This is a genomic window from Sandaracinobacter neustonicus, assembly GCF_006385875.1.
GTDB lineage: Bacteria > Pseudomonadota > Alphaproteobacteria > Sphingomonadales > Sphingomonadaceae > Sandaracinobacteroides > Sandaracinobacteroides neustonicus.
This window is the reverse complement of record NZ_VFSU01000019.1, coordinates 190,308-211,443: the sequence shown is the minus strand read 5'-3', so window position 1 is coordinate 211,443 and position 21,136 is coordinate 190,308. Positions and strand designations below refer to the sequence as shown.

Below are 21,136 nucleotides of genomic sequence, written 5' to 3'. Positions count from 1 at the left end.
CGCCACAATCCAGCGAGCGCAGCGGGCTGCCGGGAGCGGCCACAATTCCCAACCGTCCAGTGACCTCGCAGTCTGCTCTAGCTAGCGTCTGCTGTCAGCCGTCGCTACGCTGCCTGCCGAAGGGGTAGTCATGCGTCTCAGTTGGAACGAAGTCAGGGCACGCGCTGCGAAGTTCGCCCGCGAACATGCAGACGACAAGGACGAGCGGTCGCAGTCGCAGCGCTTCTGGATCGACTTCTTCGACATCTTCGGCTTGGATAGCCGCCGAGTCACCACGTTCGAGAAGCGCGTGCAGCAGCTCGACGCAACCAAGCGCGGCTTCATAGACCTGTATTGGCCCGGCACGCTTATCATCGAACACAAGTCGGCCGGGCGCGATCTGCTATCCGCCACCAAGCAAGCGCTGGACTACTTCGACTGGCTTTCCGAAAAGGAACGTCCGCGATACGTTCTGGTCTGTGACTTTCAGCGTTTCCAACTCACCGATCTGGCTGACGGGCGGGAATGGAAGTTCCACCTGTCGGACCTGCCCAGGCATGTGGAGGCTTTCGCTTTCATCCTGGGCGCGCAACCGCGCTTCTTCCGCAACCAGTCCAAGGCCAGCATCGCCGCCTCTGAACTTATGGGTAAGCTGCACGAGGCATTGGCCGAAAGCGGTTACACTGGGCAAGACCTGGAGAGGCTGCTGGTCCGCCTGTTGTTCTGCCTGTTCGCGGATGACACGGGCATCTTTGAGCCGAAAGACCTTCTTATCAACCTCATCGAGCAACACACGAGCGCAGACGGGCGCGATCTGGGTCGCGTACTGAACGACCTGTTCGATGTGCTCAACACGCCAGAAGAACAGCGTCAGAGCACCCTAGACCCGGAACTTACAGCCTTCCCCTACATCAACGGGGGATTGTTCGAGGGGCGTATCCGCACCCCCTCGTTCAACAATGCCATGCGCGACATGCTGCTGGATGCGTGTGCCTTCGATTGGGGCGAAGTGAGTCCGGCTATCTTCGGCTCGCTCTTCCAGTCGGTCATGGATGCCAAGGCCCGCCGTGCGAAGGGTGCGCACTACACGACCGAACAGAGCATCCTGAAGGTTATCGAACCGCTGTTCCTGGACGACTTGCGGGCTGAGTTGGACCGCGTGCTGGCGCGGAAAGACGGCGGGCGGCAGGTCGCCCTGAAGGCCTATCACGACAAGCTGGCCAGTCTCACCTTCTTCGATCCGGCCTGCGGCTGCGGCAACTTCCTTGTCATCGCCTATCGGGAGCTGAGGGAGCTGGAACGTAAGTTGTTGAAGGAAACGCTGGCGGGCACCCTGATTTCCGGTTCGGGCGTTAGCGCCGCCGCCTTCTCCCGCGTGAACGTCGATCAGTTCTTCGGCATCGAATATGAAGAGTTCCCCGCCCGCATTGCCGAAACAGCTATGTGGATGGCAGACCATCTAGCGAACCTGCTGCTGTCAGCAGACCTGGGGGAGTTGTTCGCCCGCATCCCGCTCACCAAGTCCGCGAAGATCGTGCAGGGTGACGCGCTCGATACAGATTGGGCAGAGGTGCTGTCGCCCGAACGGTGCAGTTATGTGCTGGGAAACCCGCCGTTCATCGGCGCGAAGTTCCAGAGCGAATATCAGCGGGCACAGGTGCGGCGGGTAGCCGGGCTAGGCGGTAGCGGCGGCACACTGGATTATGTGGCGGCTTGGTTCATCCGGGCGGCGGCGTTTGTGCAGAGGGGAGGCGGCAAGGGCCGCATCGGGTTCGTTTCCACCAACAGCATCACGCAGGGCGAACAAGTTGCGCAGCTATGGCCGATCCTGTTCGGCCGACACGCCATGGAAATCGCCTTCGCGCACCGGACATTCGCCTGGAGCAGCGAAGCGCGCGGCATGGCGCATGTGCATGTTGTCATCATAGGGCTGGCGGCCCGTGGTCATGAGCCAGCCGACAAGCGGCTGTTCGCTTATGCTGACTTGAAGGGCGAGCCATCCGAAAGCCGACACCGGGCAATCAGCCCGTACCTGTTCGACGCGGGCGGCCTAGCCAATCCGCATGTAGTGGTGGCGGAGGCAGGCAGGCCGATTAATGGCGCGCGCCAGTTGGTCTGTGGCTCCAAGCCGATCGACGGCGGGCACCTAATCTTTAGCTCGGGCGAGCGTGCGACTTTGGTATCAGCGGAGCCGCAAGCGGCGTCATTTCTTCGGCCCTTCGTCGGCGCGGAAGAGTTCATTAACGGAGGCCAGAGGTACATTCTTGCTTTGCAGAATGCCGCGCCGCAAGAGCTTCGGGCCATGCCGAAGGTCCGGGAACGACTGGAGCGAGTTCGAGAGTTTCGTGCAGCAAGCCCTAGCAAGCCAACTAAGGCGCTCGCAGCAACTCCTATGCTCTATCACCTCAACGTGCTTCCAGAGCGACCCTTTCTCGCCATTCCACAAGTCAGCAGCGAAAGGCGGCAATACATCCCAATCGGCTGGATAGAGCCACCTACTATCCCGAGCGATAAGCTTCGCATCCTGGCCGACGCTTCCTTGTGGGAGTTCGGCGTTCTGACAAGTGCGATGCACATGGCCTGGACGTCCTTCATCGGAGGAAGGCTCAAGAGTGATTTTCAGTATGGCATAGGCATCAACTACAACAACTTCCCCTGGCCGAAGGCGGACGAAGTGCAAATGCGGCGTGTTGAAGGCCTCGCGCAGACTGTCCTGGACGAACGCGCCAAGCACACGCTGGCCAGCCTTGCGGACCTGTACGACCCCGACACCATGCCGCCCGCCTTGCGCGCCGCCCACGCCAAGCTCGACGCCGCAGTGGACCGCCTCTATCGCCCAACAACTTTCCCGTCAGACCGCGCCCGTGCCGAGCATCTGCTGGGCTTGTACGAGGCGTCACTCGGCGCGCTGCCACTCAACGCCCTGAAAACAAAAACCCGCCGCAAGCGAGCAACGGAAACCGTGTGAATGTCGCGTAGCCAATGATGAAGCCAGACACCCAGCCTGACCAACAGGCTGGCGACAATCTCGAAAACGCTTTCCCGGTCGATTGGGGGCGCAGGCTCAGAGGCGAAGCGGGATTGCGTTTTCTGGACGCAACGCTGGCGGAATTGGCGCAGACCTTTCCGCGCGAACGAGCCCGCCGTACGCTGGACGAAGGCAACCATCGCGCGACTGTCAGTGGGATGCTGGCAAACTTGGTAGCCGCCTCATTCAACCGCTCAGATAGCTGCAAATACCTAGCCGTGCCTTTCAACAATCAGGCTTATGCCGGGCTGGAAATAAGCCTCCGGTCTGCCGTGGAGCTGCGCGATTGCCTGCACGAGCGGGGGTTGATTGAGTATTGGTCGGGCTATTTCGGGCGCGACCCGTGGGGCAACCCCCGCCACTCCCGCAACAGCCGCCTGCGCGCCATGCCCGCCATGCGCGCTGCCCTGGTAGAAGCCGGTGTCGGCCCTCACTCCATTACGATCGCCGATAACTGGCTGCTTAGGATGGGCAAGCGGCCTGCGACAGACTCGATACCCAATGATGTTGCAGCCAGCAGGGAGATGCTGCGCAAGGTTAACCAGCGCCTTGCAGAAGCGCAAATCTCCCTGCCGTCCGACAGGTGGGATTGCATTGCCGACCGTTGGCGGCGGGGCATGGAGAAGCAAAATTCCGCAGTTTCCAGCTCATTGAACTACAGTGGTGATGAATCCGCAGTGTCACTTTACCGCTCCTTCACCGACGCTTTCGAGAAGGGCGGCCGGTTCTACGGCGGTTGGTGGATAAATATCCCGAGCGAGGAACGGTTGAACATCACCATAGGGGGCGAACCCGTGGTGGAGTGCGACTACTCCCAACTGCATCCGGTGATGCTGTACAGCCGCGAGGGGGAGAAGCTGCGGTTCGATCCATACGAGGTTCCGGGCTTCGGGACGGCCAACCGAAAGCTGGCCAAGGCGACCTTTCAGCGGCTGCTGAACGGAGAGCCAGATGCCGACCTTGCGCCCCGCGTCCTTCGTGCAAGTGCGGATGATGACATCAGTCGTCTGCCGAAGGGGTCGACATTCCGGGATTTCGTTGCGGCCCTCATCGACCACAACAGGCCGATACGACACTGGTTCGGAAAGGGACAGGGCGTCCATTTGCAGCGCGAGGATAGCGACCTGGCCTGCGGTGTGCTGGCAGCTATGAAGCAAGTGCTTGCGGCCAAATATGATGCATTTCCGCTGCTGAAGCACAAAGCGAAGCGCAGCCAGCCACCAAACCCCAGCCCACCCCTTCCATCCATAACTAGAACGCGTAAGCGCCCAGCCCCGCGAAAGCCGGGGGCATGGGGCGAACTTTGAACCGAAAGCCTGCGATTTGACCGATAAGCCGACGCGCCAACCGCGCCACGATCCGCGCTTTGTCCTTCACGCCGCTCAGCCTCGGGCCAACAAGCTGGACGCTAGGCAACGCGCCATCTGCAAGGTAGACCCAGCCTTCGCAGACGCCCTGAGCGCCCGCGTGAATGATCCGCGAAGGTTCGCCGCGTTCGCAGTGGGCGCAACATCTTACATTCGCATGGCCGAACCCTGCCCACGTTGCGAAGGTTTCCGTCGCCGTGTCCGCGACCGATCCTGCTATGCTTGCCACCTGAACCGTGGCCGCGACAATTTCGAGCGGATGAGGGCCGGGCTATCGCCCCACAAGCTGCGTAGCCGGGACAGCCAACTCGACGTGCTGTCCCGCCAGCGGCGGGAGAAGGCAGGGGAGTTCCTGGAGCGGACCTTCGGCAGCGTGACGGTCAAGCTGTTCCCGAGCGGGCGGCTGGAGGTCCATTACCCGGACGGGTACGTGGAGCCCGACTTGGGCAAAGTGGATGGGCGTCGCGTGTGGGAGCTGATGGACATGCTGCCCGAACTGCGCGATGCCCTCATCTGGGCAAGATGGTTCTAGGACTCAAAGCCCATTGCGCTCGCCCAGTCCCCGCCGATCTTGCCTTGCCCGAACTCCAGAAACGCATCCTGGGCGATTCTTACGAGTACAAAGTCGGGATTTGCCATCTTGTATCGTGATTGGTTTCGCTCGATGTCGCGAAGCACCAGACCCATGGCCGTATAGCAAGCAGAGTGGCCGTCACTTTCTGCCGAAAAGGAACGGACGCCGAGGGCCAATGCTGCCGCTGCAACAGAAATTCCATGCGGCCGCCCGCCCTGTTTGCCGCCGAAGAGGGCAGGTGCTTGTTGCCACACATCGACAACCAACTTGCGAGAAATATGTTCTGCGTGCCGTGATATTGGTTCCCCCATAATCTCTATTTCCAGCGCCGCCTTAGCCATCTGTGTGGCCTCACTCATCTTGTACAAATCCACGTATTTCGAAAACACCTCGACACCTTCCGCCAGCAATTACCCTGCCATTAGTTCGTAGTTAGACAATGATGGGCCGTAAATACCGTGGCCGAAAAAACCTCATTTCGACACAAGCTTGCGGGTGGCAAGGGTATCGGGACAGCTAGACGAGCTTGGAATGCTAACAGCGCTTGGCGCTGCCATCCGATCCGCCCGGCAAGCAAAGGAACTTTCCCAGGAAGCCCTGGCCGACGCGGCGGGTATCGACCGTTCCCACATGGGAAAGATCGAGCGCGGCGAGCGAAACGTCACCATCCTGAACATCGCCCGCATAGCCAAGGCGCTGTCCAGCAGCCCCTCCACACTGTTGGCTGCGCCGAACTGGTAGGCAGCACGATCCTTCCCACGGACAACTGCATGACGCACACGGCACTCGCCAACTTGAGCGCTGGTTTTCGACACATGCCGATGCTGGAGTGGGGCTGGTAGGCGCTAGGAGGCTCACTGAGAGTCAAAGCGCCACTCAGAGGCGGAGGTAGCGCAAAGCGGCTAATGGGACTTCACGAGTTCCCTAGCTGGATTGCAGAGCCTTCACCTCGTAGCGGGGCAGCTTCTCAATTTCCGCCGACAGCCGCTCCACCGGCCAGCTTCCGTAATCCTGCCCCTCGGTTTCGGTGGCGTGCCCCTGCATGTGGTGCGCGGCTTCACTGTCCAGCCCCCAACGTCGGCTAAGGGTCTTGAACCTGTGCCGCCAAGCATGGTTCGGCTGTTCCACGTCCGCCGCGCTGATGCCGACTTCTCGCACCATGTCACGCACCTTCTGCCCGACCTTCTCGGCAAGGGACTTGCTGGCCTTATCCGTCCGCCGGGTTGCAGCTTCCGAGGCATAGAAGAGCGGGCCGTTGCCCTTGGCCTCCGCGACATCAAGGAAGCCCATATCTATCAGATGGGTGTGCAGCGGGACATGGCGATACTGCCCGGTCTTCACGCTCCCGGCTGCCGGTGTGATGTTCAGCACATGCACCCCGTCAACCTTCATCACGTCCTCAGCCCGAAGCTGCGCAATCTCCCCGACTCGCGCCCCGGTATAGGCCAGCAGCCAAGGCACCCAGCGGCAGGCAAGTTGATAGTGCGGCGAGAGATTATCTCGGGCAATAAGGTTGCTGCCAGCACCTTGTTGGCCTCGTCGTCAGTGAAGGCACGATCCCGAACCTTGGGCTTTGCCACAACGCGAACTTTGAAGCCCTGAACGGGGTTGGACTCAACCTTCCTGTTCATCGCGGCCCAAGCGAACAAGGCCCGCGTCGTTGCAAGGTATCCATCCCGCACGGTCTTTTGCGACAGGCCCTTGCCGCCGTCGGCAACGGGCCGCAGCAGATAGTCTTTCCAAGCGATCATGCGTGGCGGGGTTGCAAGGCGGGCAGGAATTCCCGCAAGCTCCGAATGTGTGTCTGGCTGCTGGCGAAGCCGCGCTTTGCCCTGCTCCCATGCTCGGCAGCATAGGCGTCTAACAGCGCCTCCAGCTTCACAGGTTCCCCGACCATGGGCGCGCCATCCATGGATGACGGTTGCCCGCCCGCGTCTGGCACCTGCCGTTCGAGTTTAGCCGCGTGGTATTTCGCGGCCATAGTCTGCATCCGGGCAATTTCCCGCTCAGAAACCGCGTCATGGATGCGTCGGCGGATTGCCCAGTCGCGGGAGTTCAGAGAAGTTGGGTCAGCGATCAACAGCGCGTCAATGGCGTCATCGTGCTTGTTGGCCCGATCATCCATGGCTTCTTCGGCGGCGGCAAGTTCATCCTCATGCGCGGCTTGGGCTTGCTCATGCTCCCGCTGCGCAACGTCGCGTGCCTGTTGCTCGGGTGTGAGGGGCGGCAGTGGCTGTGGCGCGGGCATGGCTAGTGCGGCCAGCTTCGCGCGGGCCGCGGCAATCAGCTTTTCCGTCTCGATCGTATGAAACGGGATAAGGCGCTTCGCCTCTCCCCTGTCCTTCGCCCCTAGCGAAATCAGCCATTCCCGCTTGCCGATGATCGGCCGCAGGTTGTCAGGCACGCGGCGGCGAAAATAGTAGATCGGGCTGCCGTGACGCTGGTGGAGATAACTGCACATAGGATGCCTTTCGACTACCACACGTGTAGCAGTCGCGTGTAGAAAATTCCTATGATTTCAACATGTTCTAAGCATTTCAGATGCTTAGCTACACATGGTGGCGGGGGCGGGACTTGAACCCGCGGCCTCAGGGTTATGAATCCTGTGCTCTAACCAGCTGAGCTACCCCGCCAGCGGTTCGCGAGGCCGGGCGGATAGCCGCCCGGGGGCGGCTGGTCAACCCGCTGTATGGCATTAGGGTGCGGATGCAATCCACGCCGCCACATCGGCTGCGATGAGGTTGGCCACGCCGTTCAGGGCTTCGGCCACCTGCGGGCCTTGAACGGCGCTCAGCTCTGCCTCCCGTTCGAAGCGGCGCTGCCGTATGCCGCCGGGGCCTGCCAGCGTGGCATCGTAGCGCACCGTCACCTTGTTCGATCCGCGCACGTCCACGCCGAACGCCTGCAACTGGCCCGTCAGACGCCGCCCGGCTGTCTGCCCGGATGAGCCAGGGTCGATCACGGCCCGGCCGGATTGCACCAGCAAATCGGCCAGCAGGCGCTGGAACAGCCGGTTGGGCTGCTCGCTCCACTGCGCGCCCTGCACATACTGGATCGCCGTGTCCGACACGATGACGGGGATGCGCAGTGTCTGCAGCGCGCCGGGCACGGTGGGGGTGTCCACCGAAACCGCCTTTGTAAGATCGATGGGCGTGAGGCCCGCGGGGACGGCGGTGGGCGGGGCGGCGGACAGGGTATAGACGGCGTCAGGGCGGGGGGTGTTGCCGCCGATTTCCACCAGAGGCCCGCAGGCTGAGAGCGGAATCAGGGGGAGCAGGATCAGCGGCAGCAGCGCCAGCGGCAGACGCGAAACAGGGCGGGTGGCGCGGGTCATTTCTTCTGGCCCTCCGGCTGGTAATCGGGAAGCGGGCGGCCGCCCGTCAGTGCGGACAGCGGATCTTCATCCAGCTTGGCGGCCAGCGCGCCAAGCTGCTGCGAAACGTCGCGCAGGTCGCTCACCAGCTGATTCACCTGCGGCACCGTCTGGGCAGAGAGGCTGTTGACGCCCGGTTCCGCGGCGGCGGCGAGTTTATCCACCCGTTGCAGCGTGGCTTCCGCCGTGACGATGGCACGCTGCAGATCCGCGATGGCGGGCTTGCCCTGATCGTTCAGCAGCGCATTGGCGGTGGCGCTGGTTTCGGCAAGGCTGTCTGCGGCGCGGGTGGCGGCCTTCAACGTCTGCTCAGCCTCCCTCACCGCAGCGCGAAGGGCCGGGCCTTCGGCGGAGACTTCACCCGAAATCTTGTCCAGATTTTCGATCAGGCCGGCGAATTTCGCCCGGTTCTCGTCCGAGAACACCTCGTTCAGCCGGGCGAGCAGGGTGGAGGCGCGCTCGATCACCTGCGGCGCGGATTCCAGCAGCTGCCCCAGCCCGCCCTGCGTGGCAGGAATCACCGGCACGCCATAGGGACCGGATTCCGTCAGCGGCTTCTGCCCGCTCATGCTGCCGGACAGCTGCACTTCCGTGACGCCGGTGAAGCCCACCGAGTTCAGGCTGGCGGTGGTGCCTTCCAGCACCGGGGTTGTCGGTTGCAGTTCCACCCGCACGCGGATGAACTGCGGCGTTTCCGGCATCAGCGCGATTTGCCGCACCTGCCCCACCGGCACGCCGGAGAAAGAGACGCTGGAGCCGACCGTCAGCCCCGCGACCGATTGCGCGAAGAAGATATCATACTCCGCCTTTTCATCGCGGGAAAAGCGGGCGAGCCAGAGCACGAAAGCGAACAGCGAGACCACCAGCAGGAAGGTGATCGCGCCCACCAGCACATGCGATTGCCGCCGTTCCATCAGCCGACCTCCAGCGGGGCGTGGTGCTGGGCGATGGCCGCCGCCCGGCCGCGCGGGCCCGAGAAATATTCTTGCACCCACGGATGATCGAAGCGCGACAGCTCCGCGACGGTGCCCGAGGCGATGATGCGTTTTTCGGCGATCACAGCCACCCGGTCGCAGATGGCGTGCAGCGTGTCGAGATCATGCGTGATCAAAAACACGGTCAGCCCCATGGTTTCCGCCAGCGTGCGGATCAGCGTGTCGAAGCCGTCGGCCGCGATCGGGTCCAGACCGGCGGTGGGTTCGTCCAGAAACAGCAGCTTCGGGTCCAGCGCCAGCGCGCGGGCCAGCGCCGCGCGCTTTTTCATGCCGCCAGACAGTTCGGAGGGGTATTTCGGCCCGGCTTCGGGCGGCAGGCCCACCATTGCGACCTTATAAGCGGCGATTTCATCCATCAACTGGCCTGTCAGCCGGAAATATTCGCGCAGCGGCACTTCGATATTTTCCGCCACAGTCAGCCCGGAAAACAGCGCGCCGCCCTGAAACAACACCCCCCATTGCCGGGTGAGTTCCTGATTCTGCGTGGTTTCGCCGCCAGTTACCGGCTGTCCCAGCACCGTGATATCCCCTTCGGCGGGGGTTTGCAGGCCGATGATGGAGCGCATCAGCACCGATTTGCCGGTGCCCGAGCCGCCCACCACGCCCAGAATCTCTCCAGGGCGGACATCCAGATCCAGCCCTTCATGCACCGTCTGATCGCCGAAGCGGTTCACCAGCCCGCGCACGCGGATCACTGGCGGTTCGTCTGCGTGCGTCGCCATCAGCTGAGCCCCAGCGCGGTGTAGAAAACGGCGAAGAAGGCATCCAGCACGATGACGATGAAGATCGCCTCCACCACGGCCTGCGTGGTGCGCTGGCCCACCGATTCGGCGTTGCCCGTCACCTGAAAGCCCTGATGGCAGCCGATGATGGCGATGATCGCGCCGAACACCGGGGCTTTGGACAGCCCGATCCAGAAATCGGACATCGGCACCACTTCGCGCAGGCGCTGCGCGAAGGTGGCGGGCGGGATGCCCAGTTCCGCCCAGCTGAACAGCCCGCCGCCCACCACGCCCAGCACAGAGGCGTAGAAGGCCAGCAGCGGCATCATCAGGATGAGGGCGATGGTGCGCGGCAGCACCAGCACCTCGATCGGGTCCAGCCCGATGGTGCGCATCGCATCCACTTCCTCTGCCAGCTTCATCGAGCCGATCTGCGCGGCGAAGGCGGAGGCCGAGCGGCCCGCGACCATGATCGCCGTGAGCAATATCCCCAGTTCGCGGAAGGTGGCGCGGCCGACGAGGTTGATCACGAACACTTCCGCGCCGAACTGGCGCAGCTGCACCGCGCCCTGTTGCGCCAGCACGATGCCGATCAGGAAGCTCATCAGGCCGATGATGCCCAGCGCGTTCACGCCCACCTGTTCCATCTGCACCCACACCGCGTTCCAGCGCACGCCGCGCCCGGCAGCGATGGCGCGCCACGCGGAAATGATGGTGAGGCCGATGAAATCGAGGGCCGAAACGGCGCTGTCCCGGAAGGCATAGACATATTCGCCCAACCGCCGGAGTTCGCGCAGGATAAAGGGCTCGGTAACGGGGCGGACTTCGCACGGACGATCCGCCGCGGAGACTTCGGCGAGCAGCCGTTCCGCATCGGCGGAGGCCCCGGTGATGCCGCTGCCGGGGCGGTCCCTGAGCAGCCGGTGCACGATCCATGCGCCGACGGTGTCGATCCGGGTGAGGCCGGAGAGATCGATCAGCAGCGGGCCCGGCGAACGGGCGAGCATATCCTCCAGCTGGCGTTCCGTTTCCGAAACGCGGGCGATGGTGAGGCGGCCGTCGAACGCCAGCACGCCATCCGCCAGCCGGATGGAGAGCACCGGCATATCCGGCACGGGCGCATCTGGGGGCGCGGGGTGGGACATGCGGCTTCAGACGGCTCCTGCTGGCGGGCAGGTTTTGCATATCGCGCCCGCCCGTTGCAAGGGAGGCGCCGATGTCGCGCCCCCTTCTTCTGCTGATCTGGCTGTTTCTGGCCATGCCGCTTGCCGCCGCCAGCTTCACGGGAGAAGTGGTGCGGGTGAAGGACGGGGATTCGATTCTGGTCTATCGCCCGGACGTGAAACGCATAAGCGAGGTGCGGCTGGCGGGAATCGACGCGCCGGAACTGGCGCAGCCGTGGGGCATTCAATCGCGCACGGCGATGCGGCGGCTGGTGCTGGGCAAGCAGGTAGAGGTGGAGGTGACGGACAAGGACCGTTACAACCGGCTGGTGGGCAAGGTGTGGCAGGGCCGCATTTATGTGAATGCGGCGATGACGGAGGGCGGCCACGCATGGGCCTATGACCGTTACATGAAAGACAGGCAGATCAGGGCCGGGCAGGACAAGGCGCGCCGCGAAAAGCGCGGGCTGTGGGCCTTGCCCCCCGAACAGCGCATCGTTCCCGCCGCCTGGCGGGACAGGCACCCGACCGGAGGGCAGTGATGCCGAAGCTTTCGATCTACGACATGGACAAGACGGTGATTGCCAAGGCCAGCTGGACGCACTGGCTGCTGCATTATGCCCGCACGGAGGCCCCGGCGCGGCTGTTGCTGCTGCCGCTGCTGGCGCTGCCTTTGCTGGGCTATGCGCTGGGCACGCATGACCGCAAGGCGTTGAAGCAGGCGACGCAGCGCATCCTGATGGGGCGGCGGGTGCCGCGCGCCAAGGTGGAGCGGGCGGCGGACAGTTTTGCCGCGACGTTCGGCGCGAAACAGGAATTGCCCGGCGCGCTGGCGGCCATTGCGGCGGATCGGGAGGCGGGCTGCGAATTGTGGCTGGCAACCGCCAGTTGCCGCTATTTCGTGGAGGCGCTGGCGCGGCGCTGGGGGTTTGACAAGGTGATCGCGACCGAGAATTTGTGGAACGGCGACGCGCTGACGCCGGAGATTCGCGGCGAGAATTGTTATGAGATGGGAAAGCTGCGGAAGATTCTGGCCGAGCTTCAGGCCCGGCCGGAGGCGGTGAGGTTCACCTCCGATCATATCAGCGACCTGCCGGTGTTCGACTGGGCGGATGTGGCGGTGGCCGCCAACCCGCATGAGCCGCTCAGGCAGTTGGCTGAGGTGCGCGGTTGGGCCGTTTGCGATTGGGCAAAAGGCGCGCGGCGAGCAGCAGGATGAGGAGCGCGGCGTAGAGATAGGGTTCCGGCTGGAAGCCCTTCACCCGCAGGATGAAATGGATGCTGGCGGCGATCCCGGCCACATAGACGAGGCGGTGCAGCGCCTGCCATCGGCGGCCGCCAAGCGCCTTGATGGCGCGCCGGGTGCTGGTGGCAGCGAGCGGCAGCAGGGAGAGGAAGGCGGCGAGGCCGAAGAAGATGAAGGGCTTTTTCAGCGCCTCGCGCCAGAGCGCGGACAGGCTGAAATCCAGCTCCATCGCCAGATAGAAGGCGAGGTGCAGCGCGGCATAGGCAAAGGCCCACAGGCCGAGCGGGCGGCGCAGCGACATGATCGGCGTCCAGCGCGACAGGCGGAACAGCGGGGTGACCGCCAGCGTGGCGATCAGCAGCCTGAGCGCCTGCAACCCCAGCGCATTGTGGGTGTGGGCGACCGGATCGGCCGAGAGCCGCAGCGAGGCGGGATCGAGCCAGAGCAATTCGGCCCAGCCCGCCAGCAGCCACAGCCCCGGCAGCGCCGCCAGCAGGTGCGCGGCGGGCTTCAGCCAGACGGGCGGGGCGTTCAGCCGGGCCATCTTCAGAAATATTTCGCCAGATCCATGCCGCGATAGAGCGAGGCCACCTGTTCGCCATAGCCGTTGAAGGGGAGGGTGGGGCGCTTGCGGAATTCGCCGATCCGCCGCTCGGTGGATTGGCTCCAGCGGGGGTGATCCACATCGGGGTTCACGTTGGAATAAAAGCCATATTCGGACGGCTGGCTCTGGTTCCAGCTGGTGAGCGGCTGGCGCTCCACCAGATCGATGGCGACGATGGATTTGGCGGATTTGAAGCCATATTTCCATGGCACCACCAGCCGGAGCGGCGCGCCATTCTGGTTGGGCAGGCGGCGGCCATAGAGGCCGACGGCAAGGATCGTCAGCGGGTGCATCGCTTCATCCAGCCGCAGCCCTTCGCGATAGGGCCAGTCCAGCGCGGGGAGGCGGAGGCCGGGCATCTGTTTGGGATCATTGAGCGTGGTGAAGCGCACATATTTGGCGCTGCCCAGCGGTTCCACCGCCTTCAGCAGCCCGGCCAGCGGGAAGCCGATCCATGGGATTGCCATCGACCAACCCTCCACACAGCGCATGCGATAGAGGCGTTCTTCCAGCGAGAGTTTGCCGATCCACTGGTCTACATCCAGCGTCAGCGGCTTGTGCACCAGCCCGCCCACCTTCACCGTCCATGGGCTGGGGCGCAGCGTTCCGGCGCGTTCGGACGGGTCTGATTTGTCCAGCCCGAATTCGTAGAAATTGTTGTAGCTCGTGACCGCCTTCAGCGGCGTGAGGTCTTCGCCCAACGAGATCGTGCGTTTCGCCTTCAGCGGCGCGAGCGCGGCCGGGTCCGTCTGCGCCAGCAGCGGGTGGGCGAGCCCCGCCAGCCCCATGGCAGCGGCCATCTGCCTGCGGTTCAGCCAGTGGGATTCGGGTGTCGCGTCCCGCTCAGGGATCAGCCAGCCGGGTTTGGGGTGGAAGCGCATGATTCCACCTTATAGAGCAGCAAACTGAATGAGGAATTACTAAACGAGTTGGGTGTATCTTAATGAAATACGTGATGAATTGATCATGGCCGGAACAATATGCGGGACATCCTCTCGTTTTCTCGAATTAAACTCCGCCTATGATCTGTCTGTCACCTCTATAGAAAGTCCGTTGCCGTTTCTTATGTATACAGATTCATATTGCCCGTATTCATGAATCATTTGAACGTAGGAAACAGTTTTCCATCGAAGCATTTGTGGCCACATTCCGGGTCTTTGAAGAAAGTCGATTTCAAGAATTAGTATTTTAGAATTAATGCCCTGAGGCTCTGTGTAATTCAGCGTAACATCGATGCCTGGATTTGAAACAAGGACGCTTCCGGTAACAGAAATGAAAAGTGTTTTTTGCGGAGGAACATCTTGAATTGCAACAAAATTTCTAAGTGAATCGCGTTCACCAGAAATATCTGCGCTCAGTCCTGCGCTCATTTCTCTAAATTCTACCGACATAGAAATTGCTCCCATCTATGCCGACCCTTTTATTCATTTGGCACATTATTCTGATTCGTGCAATATTCGCTGTATCGAATACATGGAAAGTCAAAATCTCAGGAAACTGCGGCGCAGGCCCGCTGGATGCGTTGGCAGGCATCCGTCAGCGCCTGGGTGGAGGTGGCGTAGCTGATGCGGAAGGCGGGGGAGAGGCCGAACGCCGCGCCATGCACCACCGCGACGCCTTCCGTGTTCAGGAAGTAGGCCGCCACATCTTCATCCGTTTCCAGCACAAGGCCTTGCGGAGTCGTCTTGCCGATCAACCCTGAGCAATCCGGATAGACATAGAAGGCGCCTTCCGGGCGCGGGCAGGAGAGGCCGGCAGCCTGATTCAGCATGGAGACGACGAGGTCGCGCCGATCCTGAAAGGCCTTGTTGCGCGGCTTCATGAAATCCAGCGAGCCCATCAGCGCCGCCGTTGCCGCCGCTTGCGCGATGGAGCAGGGGTTGGAGGTGGATTGCGACTGGATCTTCGCCATCGCCTTGATGATGGGCACCGGGCCGCCGGCAAAACCAATGCGCCAGCCCGTCATCGCATAGGCCTTGCTGGTGCCGTTCACCGTGAGAGTGCGCTCGTACAGGCGCGGCTCGATTTCGGCCAGCGTGCGGAATTTGAAATCATCGAAGACGATATGTTCATACATGTCATCGGTCAGCACATAGACATGCGGATGGCCCAGCAGCACGTCTGCCAGCGCCCGCAGTTCGGCTTCGCTATAGGCCGCGCCGGTGGGGTTGGAAGGCGAGTTCAGGATCAGCCATTTGGTGGCGGGGGTGATGGCGCGGTCCAGCTGTTCCGGCGTCAGCTTGAAGCCCTGTTCCAGCCCGCACTTCACGATCACCGGGGTCGCGCCGCAGAATTGCACGATGTCCGGATAGCTCACCCAGTAAGGCGCGGGAATCACCACTTCGTCGCCGGGATCGAGCGTGGCGACCATGGCGTTGAAGATGGTCTGCTTGCCGCCGACGTTCACGCTGATCTGGTCCAGCGCATACTCAAGGTTGTTGTCGCGCCTGAACTTGTGCTGGATCGCCTTCTTCAGCGCGGGCGTGCCATCCACGGCGGTGTATTTCGTCTGGCCCTGCCGAATCGCCTCGATCGCGGCCTCTTTCACGAAGTCCGGCGTGTCGAAATCCGGCTCGCCTGCGCCCAGCCCGATAATGTCGCGGCCTTCAGCCTTCAGTTCCGCCGCCTTGTTGGTGACGGCGATGGTGGGCGAGGGGGCGATGCGGTTGATGGCGGCAGAAAGCAGGGGCATGTCCGTCCACGAGTCCTTTTGGTGTCAAAGTCGCGCGGTTGCGTAGAGATTGCGGGCGCGCTTGTCATCCGGGAATAGGGGCCGGAGCAGGGGCCAGCGCAGCAGGCAGCAGCCCCCGGAGGCTATTGCCGATGAAGAAGCCATGGGCGAGGTCGTCGGCCGTAAGGTCGGCTTCCTCGGCCCGGCCCTCCGCCAGCAGTTCCGCCCGCAGCACGCCCGGCAGCAGGCCGCGGGCCAGCGGTGGTGTCAGCAGGCGTCCCCCGCGCGGGACAAACAGGCTGGTGTAGCTGCCTTCTGTCAGCAGGCTGTCCGGTCGGACGAACAGGCATTCGAACTGGCCGCTTGCGCGGCGGGCGGCGTCCAGCGCAGCGCGGTCGCCGCTTTTGTGCGCGAGCCGCCAGTCCGATGGTTGCAGCGGCAGCGGGGCGAGGGCAACTGCCACCGGCCCCTCCGGCGCGGGGGGCAGGGGCGAGAGTTGCAGCGCCACGGCACCGCTTTGCCCCAGCAGCAGCCGCAGGCGGCGCGGTTCGGCGGTTCTGAGCGCGGATAGCCGGGCTTCCAGCGAGGGGCGGTCGAACGGGAAACCAAAGCGCACGGCGGATTGTTGCAGCCGATCCAGATGGCGGGCGAGGCGGGGAATGCAGCCGGGTTCCAGCCGCATGGTTTCGATGAGGGTGACGGGCGCGGAGGGGCGCAAGAAACGCGCCTTGGCGAGGCATTCGTCCCATTCGGCTTGCGGATCGCTGTCTGCGACGATGCCTGCGCCCAGCCCCAGCCGGGCGGTGCGGCCTGCAACCTCCAGCGTGCGGATGGCGACTGCGAAGCGGGCCTGTGCCGCGCCCGGGCCGATCCAGCCGAGGCTGCCAGTGTAAAGCCCGCGCGCTGCGCTTTCGGTTTCGGCGATGATCTGCATGGCGCGGATTTTCGGCGCGCCGGTGATGGAGCCGCAGGGGTGGAGCGCCGCCAGCACGTCGATTGCGGTGTGGCCGGGGGCGAGCGTTGCCGTGACGGTGGAGGTCATCTGGTGCAGGCTGGGGTAGGTTTCCACCGCGAACAGGGCGGAGGTTCTGACAGTGCCGGGCACGGCCACTCGCGCCAGATCGTTGCGGATAAGATCGGTGATCATCAGGTTTTCGGCGCGGTTCTTGGGGTCTGTCGCCAGCACGGCGGCGGCTTCGCTGTCTGCCCACTCTGTCAGCCCGCGCGGGGCGGTGCCCTTCATCGGGCGGGCGGTGAGTTGCCCGTGTTCGGCTGCGAAGAACAGTTCCGGCGACAGGCAGAGCCACCAGCGCCCACCGCCCGCATAAACCACCCCGCCATGCGGCGCGGCGGTGGGGGTGAACAGCCGGGCGAACAGCGCGAGCGGGTGGCCGTGGATGGCGACGCGGGCGGGGAAGGTGAGGTTGGCCTGATAAATGTCGCCATCAGCGATATAACGCTTCACCTGTGTGACGGCCGCCAGCCAGTCTTCACGGGCGACCAGCGGCTCCGGGGCGCCTGCGGAGGCCGGGGTGGCGTAGGGCGCGAGCAGGTCTGCCAGCGCGGCGCAGTCCAGCGTGCGGCAATCGCGGTGGCGGGTGAAGCGCAGCCATGCCGACCCCTTTGGCAGCGCCGCCAGCCGGGGTTCGGCCATGTGCCCGGCCTCGTAAGACAGCGCGCCGACGGCCCAGTCCCCTTCGGCTGTCCAGCGGCGCAGGGTGGCGAATGCGGCGGCAGGGTCTTGGCTCTCCAGCGTTTCGGCCGCGTGGGTGAACAGCCGCGCGCAGGCGGACTCCGCGTCCCAGAGCAGGGCGAAGGGTAGGGCAGGATCGAACATGGCAGACATCTTCCGCGCGGGATTGCTCAATTTCGCAATATTCGCCAGTTGGAAATCGGCCATTCCGTGCCCGTCCCCCGCAGAGTCGCGGGGGCAGGGTCGAGTTGCGTGGCGTGCAACAGGGGAGCAACAATGGAAGCTGAAGTCATTTCGATGTGGGATCGGGCGATGCCCATCCTGACGGGGGCTGCGCTGAAGATCGCGGCGGCCTTCGCGCTGTATATGGTGGGCCGCTGGCTGATCAGCTTTGCCATCAACATGCTGTCCAAAATCCTGACGGCGCGGAACTTCGATGCGACGCTGCAACGCTATATCGCCAATATTCTGGGGGTTGTGCTGAACATCCTGCTGGTGGTGGCGATCCTTGGCTATTTCGGCCTGCAGACGACCAGTTTTGCGGCTCTCCTCGCCGGTGTCGGCCTTGCCGTTGGCGCGGCATGGTCCGGCTTGCTGGGCAATTTCGCCGCTGGCGCCTTCCTGATCATCTTCCGCCCTTACAAGGTGGGCGATTATGTCGTGGCGGGCGGCGTGGAAGGCACCGTGGTGGAAATCGGCATGTTCAACACCGTGCTGAACACGCCCGACAATGTGGTGAGCGTGGTTGGCAATGCGAAAGTGTCTGGCGACGTGATCCGCAACTTCAGCTCCAACCCCTATCGGCGGGTGGAGCGGCAGGCGCAGCTGGCCTTCGGGGTGAATCCGCTGGATGCCATCGCCAAGCTGACACCCGCCGTCGCGGCCATTCCCAATGTGCTGGCAGAGCCTGCGCCGACGGTGGAAATCCTCGATTTCAACGAGATGGGGACGCTGCTGTGCGTGCGGCCTTATTGCCATACGGACCATTATTGGCAGGTCTATTTCGACACCAACAAGGTGATTGCCGCCACCTTCGCGGCGGCCGGTTATCCGCCGCCGTTCGTGGTGGAGCGCGAGGAACTGGTGCCGCTGAAGAAGTAAGTCAGCCCAGCAGCAGCTTCGTGCCGATCAACGCCAGCACGGCGGCGACGACGAGGCTGTTGTTGGCCACCAGCCAGTCGCGCGCGCGGGCCAGCGGGCGCAAGGCCCGCTCGCCCGCCAGCGCATAGGCGATCAGCGGGGCGGCGACCGTGAGGGACGCCGCCGCCGCGAAGCCCGCCGCCGCCAGCACAAGGCCGGAGCCGAGGCCAAGCCCCGCCTCCAGCGCGGCGGCTCCTGCGGCCAGCGCCAGCAGCAGCACTTTCGGGTTCGCAAGCGAGAGCATCAGCCCCAGCCGTGCCGCGCCCGCCGGGCTGGCCGTTTCGATGCCGCGCATCCAGCCCGGCATCTCTGTTGGGCGGTTGCGCGTTAGCAGGTTGCGCAGCGCCAGCGCCAGCAGCAGCAGGCCCAGCCCGCGCTTCGCCCATGCCAGCGCGGGCCCCGGAGACCAGCCCTCCAGCCAGACGCCCAGCAGCATCGCCAGCAGAAAGCCCGCCGCGATTCCCAGCGCCCAGCCGCCCAGAAAGGCCGCTGCCCCCGCCTTGGGCCGGGGGGTGAACAGGAACAGGATCGCAGGCACGATTCCGAAGGGAGACGCCGCGATCGCCAGTGCCGCCGGGGCCATTGCCGCTGCCAATGTCATCGAAGCGGAGCCTATGGCATGGCGCGCGCCGCGACAATCGAGCGGCATCACATAAAGACTTAAAGAAAGTTGCATATGATTTGCCGAACGGCTATGGCCGCGCCAGTATTTTCCCCTTTTCAGGAGCCCGGACCGTGGCGAGCACCCCCGCATTCACCGATTATGTGATCGCAGACATCGGCCTTGCCGATTTCGGCCGCAAGGAAATCGCCATCGCCGAAACCGAAATGCCGGGCCTGATGGCGCTGCGCGCGGAATTCGGTGCCGCAAAGCCGCTGAAGGGCGCGCGCATCACCGGCTCGCTGCACATGACGATCCAGACGGCGGTGCTGATCGAGACGCTGGCCGAGCTGGGCGCGGACATCCGCTGGGCTTCGTGCAACATCTTCTCCACGCAGGATCATGCCGCCGCAGCCATCGCCGCACGCGGCATCCCGGTGTTCGCCGTGAAGGGCGAAACGCTTGAGGAATATTGGGATTATGTGATCCGCATCTTCGATTGGGGCGACACCCCCTGCAACATGATCCTGGATGACGGCGGCGACGCCACCATGTTCGCGCTGTGGGGCGCGCGGGTGGAAGCGGGGGAAACGCTGTTCACGCCCGGCAACGAGGAAGAGGAAATCTTCGTCGCCACGCTGAAGCGCTTCCTTGCCGAACGCCCCGGTTACCTCACCAAGACGGTGGCCGCCATCAAGGGCGTCTCCGAGGAAACCACCACCGGCGTGCACCGGCTGTATGAGCTGGCGAAGACGGGCAAGCTGCCCTTCCCGGCGATCAACGTGAACGATTCGGTGACGAAGTCGAAGTTCGACAATCTCTATGGCTGCAAGGAATCGCTGGTGGATGCGATCCGCCGCGCGACCGACGTGATGCTGGCGGGCAAGGTGGCCTGCGTGGCCGGGTTCGGCGATGTGGGCAAGGGCTCTGCCGCCAGCCTGCGCAACGGCGGCGCGCGGGTGCTGATCACCGAAATCGACCCGATCTGCGCACTGCAGGCGGCGATGGAAGGCTATGAAGTCGTGACGATGGAAGAGGCCGCGAGCCGCGCCGATATCTTCGTGACGGCGACCGGCAACGAGGCCGTCATCACCGTCGAGCATATGCGGGCGATGAAGGATATGGCCATCGTCTGCAACATCGGCCACTTCGACAGCGAGATCGAGATCGCGGGCCTCGCCAACCAGAAGTGGACGGAAGTGAAGCCGCAGGTGGATCTGGTGGAGTTCCCCGACGGCAAGCAGATCATCGTGCTGGCCAAGGGGCGGCTGGTGAACCTGGGCTGCGCCACCGGCCACCCCAGCTTCGTGATGTCGTCCAGCTTCACCAATCAGGTGCTGGCGCAGATCGAACTGTGGACCAAGGCGGGCGAATACAGCCTTGGCGTGCATGTGCTGCCCAAGCATCTGGATGAAAAGGTGGCGGCGTTGCATCTTGAAAAGCTGGGCGTGAAGCTGTCGAAGCTGACGCCGAAGCAGGCGGCCTATATCGGCGTGTCTGAAACCGGGCCGTTCAAGCCCGATCATTACCGCTATTAAAATGCTGACCGGCCTCGACGAAGCGGCGTTGCGCGACGTCGGGGCCGGGCTTGCCGCCGTTTTGTGCCCCGGTGACGTGATCGCCCTTTCCGGCGATCTGGGCGCGGGGAAAACCACGCTGGCGCGCGCGATACTTGAGGCTTTGGGGCATCCGGGCGAAGTGCCCAGCCCCAGCTTCACGCTGATGCAGACTTACCCTGACCTGCCGGTGCCGGTGGCGCACGCCGATCTCTATCGGCTGAATTCCGCCGCCGAGGCCGAAGCCCTGGGGCTGGACGACTGGCTGCTGGATGGCGCGCTGCTGCTGGAATGGCCCGAGCGGCTGGGCAACGCGATCTGGCCGGATCGCTTGTTGCTGCGGCTGGAGGGTGCGGGCGGGCCAGACAGGCGCTTGACTTGGGACGCGCCCCCGGCTTGGGAAGGGCGATGGCCCGCCATCTGA

Annotated in this window: 23 protein-coding genes and 1 tRNA gene; 9 read left to right on the top strand and 15 right to left on the bottom strand. The window is 63.7% G+C overall.

What is annotated here, in order from left to right; translation table 11 throughout:
* The first annotated feature begins 130 nt into the window (after window positions 1–130).
* Genes FJQ54_RS07260 through FJQ54_RS07250 form a run of 3 tightly spaced genes read left to right on the top strand, consistent with a single transcriptional unit; the run spans window position 131 to window position 4,906 of the window.
* Entirely contained in the window at window positions 131–2,947 is a 2,817-nt protein-coding gene (locus tag FJQ54_RS07260) for a class I SAM-dependent DNA methyltransferase (RefSeq protein ID WP_140927739.1), read from the top strand.
* Window positions 2,948–2,961: 14 nt separating this feature from the next.
* A complete protein-coding gene (locus tag FJQ54_RS07255; RefSeq protein WP_140927738.1) occupies window positions 2,962–4,314 on the top strand; it encodes a hypothetical protein in 1,353 nt (450 codons plus the stop codon).
* A gap of 16 nt (window positions 4,315–4,330) precedes the next feature.
* A complete protein-coding gene (locus FJQ54_RS07250) occupies window positions 4,331–4,906 on the top strand; it encodes a hypothetical protein (RefSeq protein WP_140927737.1) in 576 nt (191 codons plus the stop codon).
* Here the strand turns inward: FJQ54_RS07250 and FJQ54_RS07245 are convergent.
* Window positions 4,903–5,322 (bottom strand): hypothetical protein, encoded by a 420-nt coding sequence (locus FJQ54_RS07245; protein ID WP_140927736.1) that lies wholly within the window; start codon window positions 5,320–5,322, stop codon window positions 4,903–4,905. The genes FJQ54_RS07250 and FJQ54_RS07245 overlap by 4 nt on opposite strands.
* 157 nt (window positions 5,323–5,479) lie before the next feature.
* Here FJQ54_RS07245 and FJQ54_RS07240 point away from each other — a divergent pair, with 157 nt between their 5' ends.
* The gene (locus tag FJQ54_RS07240) at window positions 5,480–5,689 is read left to right on the top strand and encodes a helix-turn-helix domain-containing protein (protein ID WP_207790382.1); all 210 of its coding nucleotides are present in this window, start codon (window positions 5,480–5,482) and stop codon (window positions 5,687–5,689) included.
* 183 nt (window positions 5,690–5,872) lie between these two features.
* Here FJQ54_RS07240 and FJQ54_RS07235 read toward each other — a convergent pair whose 3' ends face one another.
* From FJQ54_RS07235 to FJQ54_RS07200, 8 genes are all read right to left on the bottom strand, one after another.
* On the bottom strand, window positions 5,873–6,340 hold the full coding sequence (locus FJQ54_RS07235) for a site-specific integrase (RefSeq protein ID WP_235890350.1): 468 nt from the start codon (window positions 6,338–6,340) through the stop codon (window positions 5,873–5,875).
* Window positions 6,340–6,699 (bottom strand): hypothetical protein, encoded by a 360-nt coding sequence (locus FJQ54_RS07230; RefSeq protein ID WP_140927733.1) that lies wholly within the window; start codon window positions 6,697–6,699, stop codon window positions 6,340–6,342. Before FJQ54_RS07230 ends, FJQ54_RS07235 begins: the two co-directional genes overlap by 1 nt.
* On the bottom strand, window positions 6,696–7,409 hold the full coding sequence (locus FJQ54_RS07225) for a DUF6538 domain-containing protein (protein WP_140927732.1): 714 nt from the start codon (window positions 7,407–7,409) through the stop codon (window positions 6,696–6,698). The genes FJQ54_RS07230 and FJQ54_RS07225 overlap by 4 nt, the downstream gene beginning before the upstream one ends.
* Before the next feature lie 95 nt (window positions 7,410–7,504).
* A tRNA-Met gene (locus FJQ54_RS07220) sits at window positions 7,505–7,581 on the bottom strand.
* 62 nt (window positions 7,582–7,643) lie between these two features.
* Complete coding sequence (locus FJQ54_RS07215) at window positions 7,644–8,282, bottom strand: ABC-type transport auxiliary lipoprotein family protein (RefSeq protein WP_140927731.1); 639 nt, start codon at window positions 8,280–8,282, stop codon at window positions 7,644–7,646.
* Complete coding sequence (locus FJQ54_RS07210) at window positions 8,279–9,235, bottom strand: MlaD family protein (protein WP_140927730.1); 957 nt, start codon at window positions 9,233–9,235, stop codon at window positions 8,279–8,281. Before FJQ54_RS07210 ends, FJQ54_RS07215 begins: the two co-directional genes overlap by 4 nt.
* Window positions 9,235–10,038 carry an ABC transporter ATP-binding protein gene (locus tag FJQ54_RS07205; RefSeq protein ID WP_140927729.1) on the bottom strand — a complete coding sequence of 268 codons (804 nt, stop codon included), beginning with the start codon at window positions 10,036–10,038 and terminating at the stop codon, window positions 9,235–9,237. Before FJQ54_RS07205 ends, FJQ54_RS07210 begins: the two co-directional genes overlap by 1 nt.
* Entirely contained in the window at window positions 10,038–11,144 is a 1,107-nt protein-coding gene (locus FJQ54_RS07200; protein WP_140927757.1) for an ABC transporter permease, read from the bottom strand. The genes FJQ54_RS07205 and FJQ54_RS07200 overlap by 1 nt, the downstream gene beginning before the upstream one ends.
* A 110-nt stretch (window positions 11,145–11,254) precedes the next feature.
* On the opposite strand from FJQ54_RS07200, the gene FJQ54_RS07195 reads away from it, so the two are divergent.
* Window positions 11,255–11,743, top strand: a complete 489-nt coding sequence (locus FJQ54_RS07195; protein ID WP_140927728.1) for a thermonuclease family protein — start codon at window positions 11,255–11,257, stop codon at window positions 11,741–11,743.
* On the top strand, window positions 11,743–12,420 hold the full coding sequence (locus FJQ54_RS07190; protein WP_235890347.1) for an HAD family hydrolase: 678 nt from the start codon (window positions 11,743–11,745) through the stop codon (window positions 12,418–12,420). Before FJQ54_RS07195 ends, FJQ54_RS07190 begins: the two co-directional genes overlap by 1 nt.
* Here FJQ54_RS07190 and FJQ54_RS07185 read toward each other — a convergent pair.
* The 5 genes from FJQ54_RS07185 to pabB all read right to left on the bottom strand — a co-directional run bounded on the left by FJQ54_RS07185 (window position 12,347) and on the right by pabB (window position 17,559).
* Complete coding sequence (locus tag FJQ54_RS07185) at window positions 12,347–12,991, bottom strand: protein-methionine-sulfoxide reductase heme-binding subunit MsrQ (RefSeq protein ID WP_140927727.1); 645 nt, start codon at window positions 12,989–12,991, stop codon at window positions 12,347–12,349. The genes FJQ54_RS07190 and FJQ54_RS07185 overlap by 74 nt on opposite strands.
* Before the next feature lie 2 nt (window positions 12,992–12,993).
* The gene (gene msrP, locus FJQ54_RS07180; RefSeq protein ID WP_140927726.1) at window positions 12,994–13,932 is read right to left on the bottom strand and encodes a protein-methionine-sulfoxide reductase catalytic subunit MsrP; all 939 of its coding nucleotides are present in this window, start codon (window positions 13,930–13,932) and stop codon (window positions 12,994–12,996) included.
* 138 nt (window positions 13,933–14,070) lie between these two features.
* Entirely contained in the window at window positions 14,071–14,457 is a 387-nt protein-coding gene (locus FJQ54_RS07175; RefSeq protein ID WP_140927725.1) for a hypothetical protein, read from the bottom strand.
* Window positions 14,458–14,540: 83 nt separating this feature from the next.
* On the bottom strand, window positions 14,541–15,743 hold the full coding sequence (locus FJQ54_RS07170) for a pyridoxal phosphate-dependent aminotransferase (RefSeq protein WP_140927724.1): 1,203 nt from the start codon (window positions 15,741–15,743) through the stop codon (window positions 14,541–14,543).
* A 64-nt stretch (window positions 15,744–15,807) separates the two neighbouring features.
* The gene (gene pabB, locus FJQ54_RS07165; RefSeq protein WP_328592163.1) at window positions 15,808–17,559 is read right to left on the bottom strand and encodes an aminodeoxychorismate synthase component I; all 1,752 of its coding nucleotides are present in this window, start codon (window positions 17,557–17,559) and stop codon (window positions 15,808–15,810) included.
* A 132-nt stretch (window positions 17,560–17,691) separates the two neighbouring features.
* On the opposite strand from pabB, the gene FJQ54_RS07160 reads away from it, so the two are divergent.
* Entirely contained in the window at window positions 17,692–18,516 is an 825-nt protein-coding gene (locus FJQ54_RS07160; RefSeq protein ID WP_140927722.1) for a mechanosensitive ion channel family protein, read from the top strand.
* Window position 18,517: 1 nt separating this feature from the next.
* Here FJQ54_RS07160 and FJQ54_RS07155 read toward each other — a convergent pair whose 3' ends face one another.
* The gene (locus tag FJQ54_RS07155) at window positions 18,518–19,156 is read right to left on the bottom strand and encodes a GAP family protein (protein ID WP_181160028.1); all 639 of its coding nucleotides are present in this window, start codon (window positions 19,154–19,156) and stop codon (window positions 18,518–18,520) included.
* 134 nt (window positions 19,157–19,290) lie between these two features.
* Here FJQ54_RS07155 and ahcY point away from each other — a divergent pair, with 134 nt between their 5' ends.
* A complete protein-coding gene (gene ahcY / locus FJQ54_RS07150; protein WP_140927720.1) occupies window positions 19,291–20,694 on the top strand; it encodes an adenosylhomocysteinase in 1,404 nt (467 codons plus the stop codon).
* Window position 20,695: 1 nt separating this feature from the next.
* Window positions 20,696–21,136, top strand: coding sequence for a tRNA (adenosine(37)-N6)-threonylcarbamoyltransferase complex ATPase subunit type 1 TsaE (gene tsaE / locus FJQ54_RS07145; RefSeq protein WP_140927719.1), 441 nt, complete (start codon window positions 20,696–20,698; stop codon window positions 21,134–21,136).

Excerpts from the sequence above, each read along its gene's own strand:
- FJQ54_RS07260 (WP_140927739.1), top strand. The coding sequence starts at position 131 with ATGCGTCTCAGTTGGAACGAAGTCAGGGCACGCGCTGCGAAGTTCGCC.
- FJQ54_RS07255 (WP_140927738.1), top strand. The coding sequence starts at position 2,962 with ATGATGAAGCCAGACACCCAGCCTGACCAACAGGCTGGCGACAATCTC.
- FJQ54_RS07240 (WP_207790382.1), top strand. The coding sequence starts at position 5,480 with ATGCTAACAGCGCTTGGCGCTGCCATCCGATCCGCCCGGCAAGCAAAG.
- FJQ54_RS07235 (WP_235890350.1), bottom strand. The coding sequence starts at position 6,340 with ATGAAGGTTGACGGGGTGCATGTGCTGAACATCACACCGGCAGCCGGG.
- FJQ54_RS07230 (WP_140927733.1), bottom strand. The coding sequence starts at position 6,699 with ATGATCGCTTGGAAAGACTATCTGCTGCGGCCCGTTGCCGACGGCGGC.
- FJQ54_RS07225 (WP_140927732.1), bottom strand. The coding sequence starts at position 7,409 with ATGTGCAGTTATCTCCACCAGCGTCACGGCAGCCCGATCTACTATTTT.
- FJQ54_RS07215 (WP_140927731.1), bottom strand. The coding sequence starts at position 8,282 with ATGACCCGCGCCACCCGCCCTGTTTCGCGTCTGCCGCTGGCGCTGCTG.
- FJQ54_RS07210 (WP_140927730.1), bottom strand. The coding sequence starts at position 9,235 with ATGGAACGGCGGCAATCGCATGTGCTGGTGGGCGCGATCACCTTCCTG.
- FJQ54_RS07205 (WP_140927729.1), bottom strand. The coding sequence starts at position 10,038 with ATGGCGACGCACGCAGACGAACCGCCAGTGATCCGCGTGCGCGGGCTG.
- FJQ54_RS07200 (WP_140927757.1), bottom strand. The coding sequence starts at position 11,144 with ATGCCGGTGCTCTCCATCCGGCTGGCGGATGGCGTGCTGGCGTTCGAC.
- FJQ54_RS07195 (WP_140927728.1), top strand. The coding sequence starts at position 11,255 with ATGTCGCGCCCCCTTCTTCTGCTGATCTGGCTGTTTCTGGCCATGCCG.
- FJQ54_RS07190 (WP_235890347.1), top strand. The coding sequence starts at position 11,743 with ATGCCGAAGCTTTCGATCTACGACATGGACAAGACGGTGATTGCCAAG.
- FJQ54_RS07185 (WP_140927727.1), bottom strand. The coding sequence starts at position 12,991 with ATGGCCCGGCTGAACGCCCCGCCCGTCTGGCTGAAGCCCGCCGCGCAC.
- msrP (WP_140927726.1), bottom strand. The coding sequence starts at position 13,932 with ATGCGCTTCCACCCCAAACCCGGCTGGCTGATCCCTGAGCGGGACGCG.
- FJQ54_RS07175 (WP_140927725.1), bottom strand. The coding sequence starts at position 14,457 with ATGGGAGCAATTTCTATGTCGGTAGAATTTAGAGAAATGAGCGCAGGA.
- FJQ54_RS07170 (WP_140927724.1), bottom strand. The coding sequence starts at position 15,743 with ATGCCCCTGCTTTCTGCCGCCATCAACCGCATCGCCCCCTCGCCCACC.
- pabB (WP_328592163.1), bottom strand. The coding sequence starts at position 17,559 with ATGTTCGATCCTGCCCTACCCTTCGCCCTGCTCTGGGACGCGGAGTCC.
- FJQ54_RS07160 (WP_140927722.1), top strand. The coding sequence starts at position 17,692 with ATGGAAGCTGAAGTCATTTCGATGTGGGATCGGGCGATGCCCATCCTG.
- FJQ54_RS07155 (WP_181160028.1), bottom strand. The coding sequence starts at position 19,156 with ATGACATTGGCAGCGGCAATGGCCCCGGCGGCACTGGCGATCGCGGCG.
- tsaE (WP_140927719.1), top strand. The coding sequence starts at position 20,696 with ATGCTGACCGGCCTCGACGAAGCGGCGTTGCGCGACGTCGGGGCCGGG.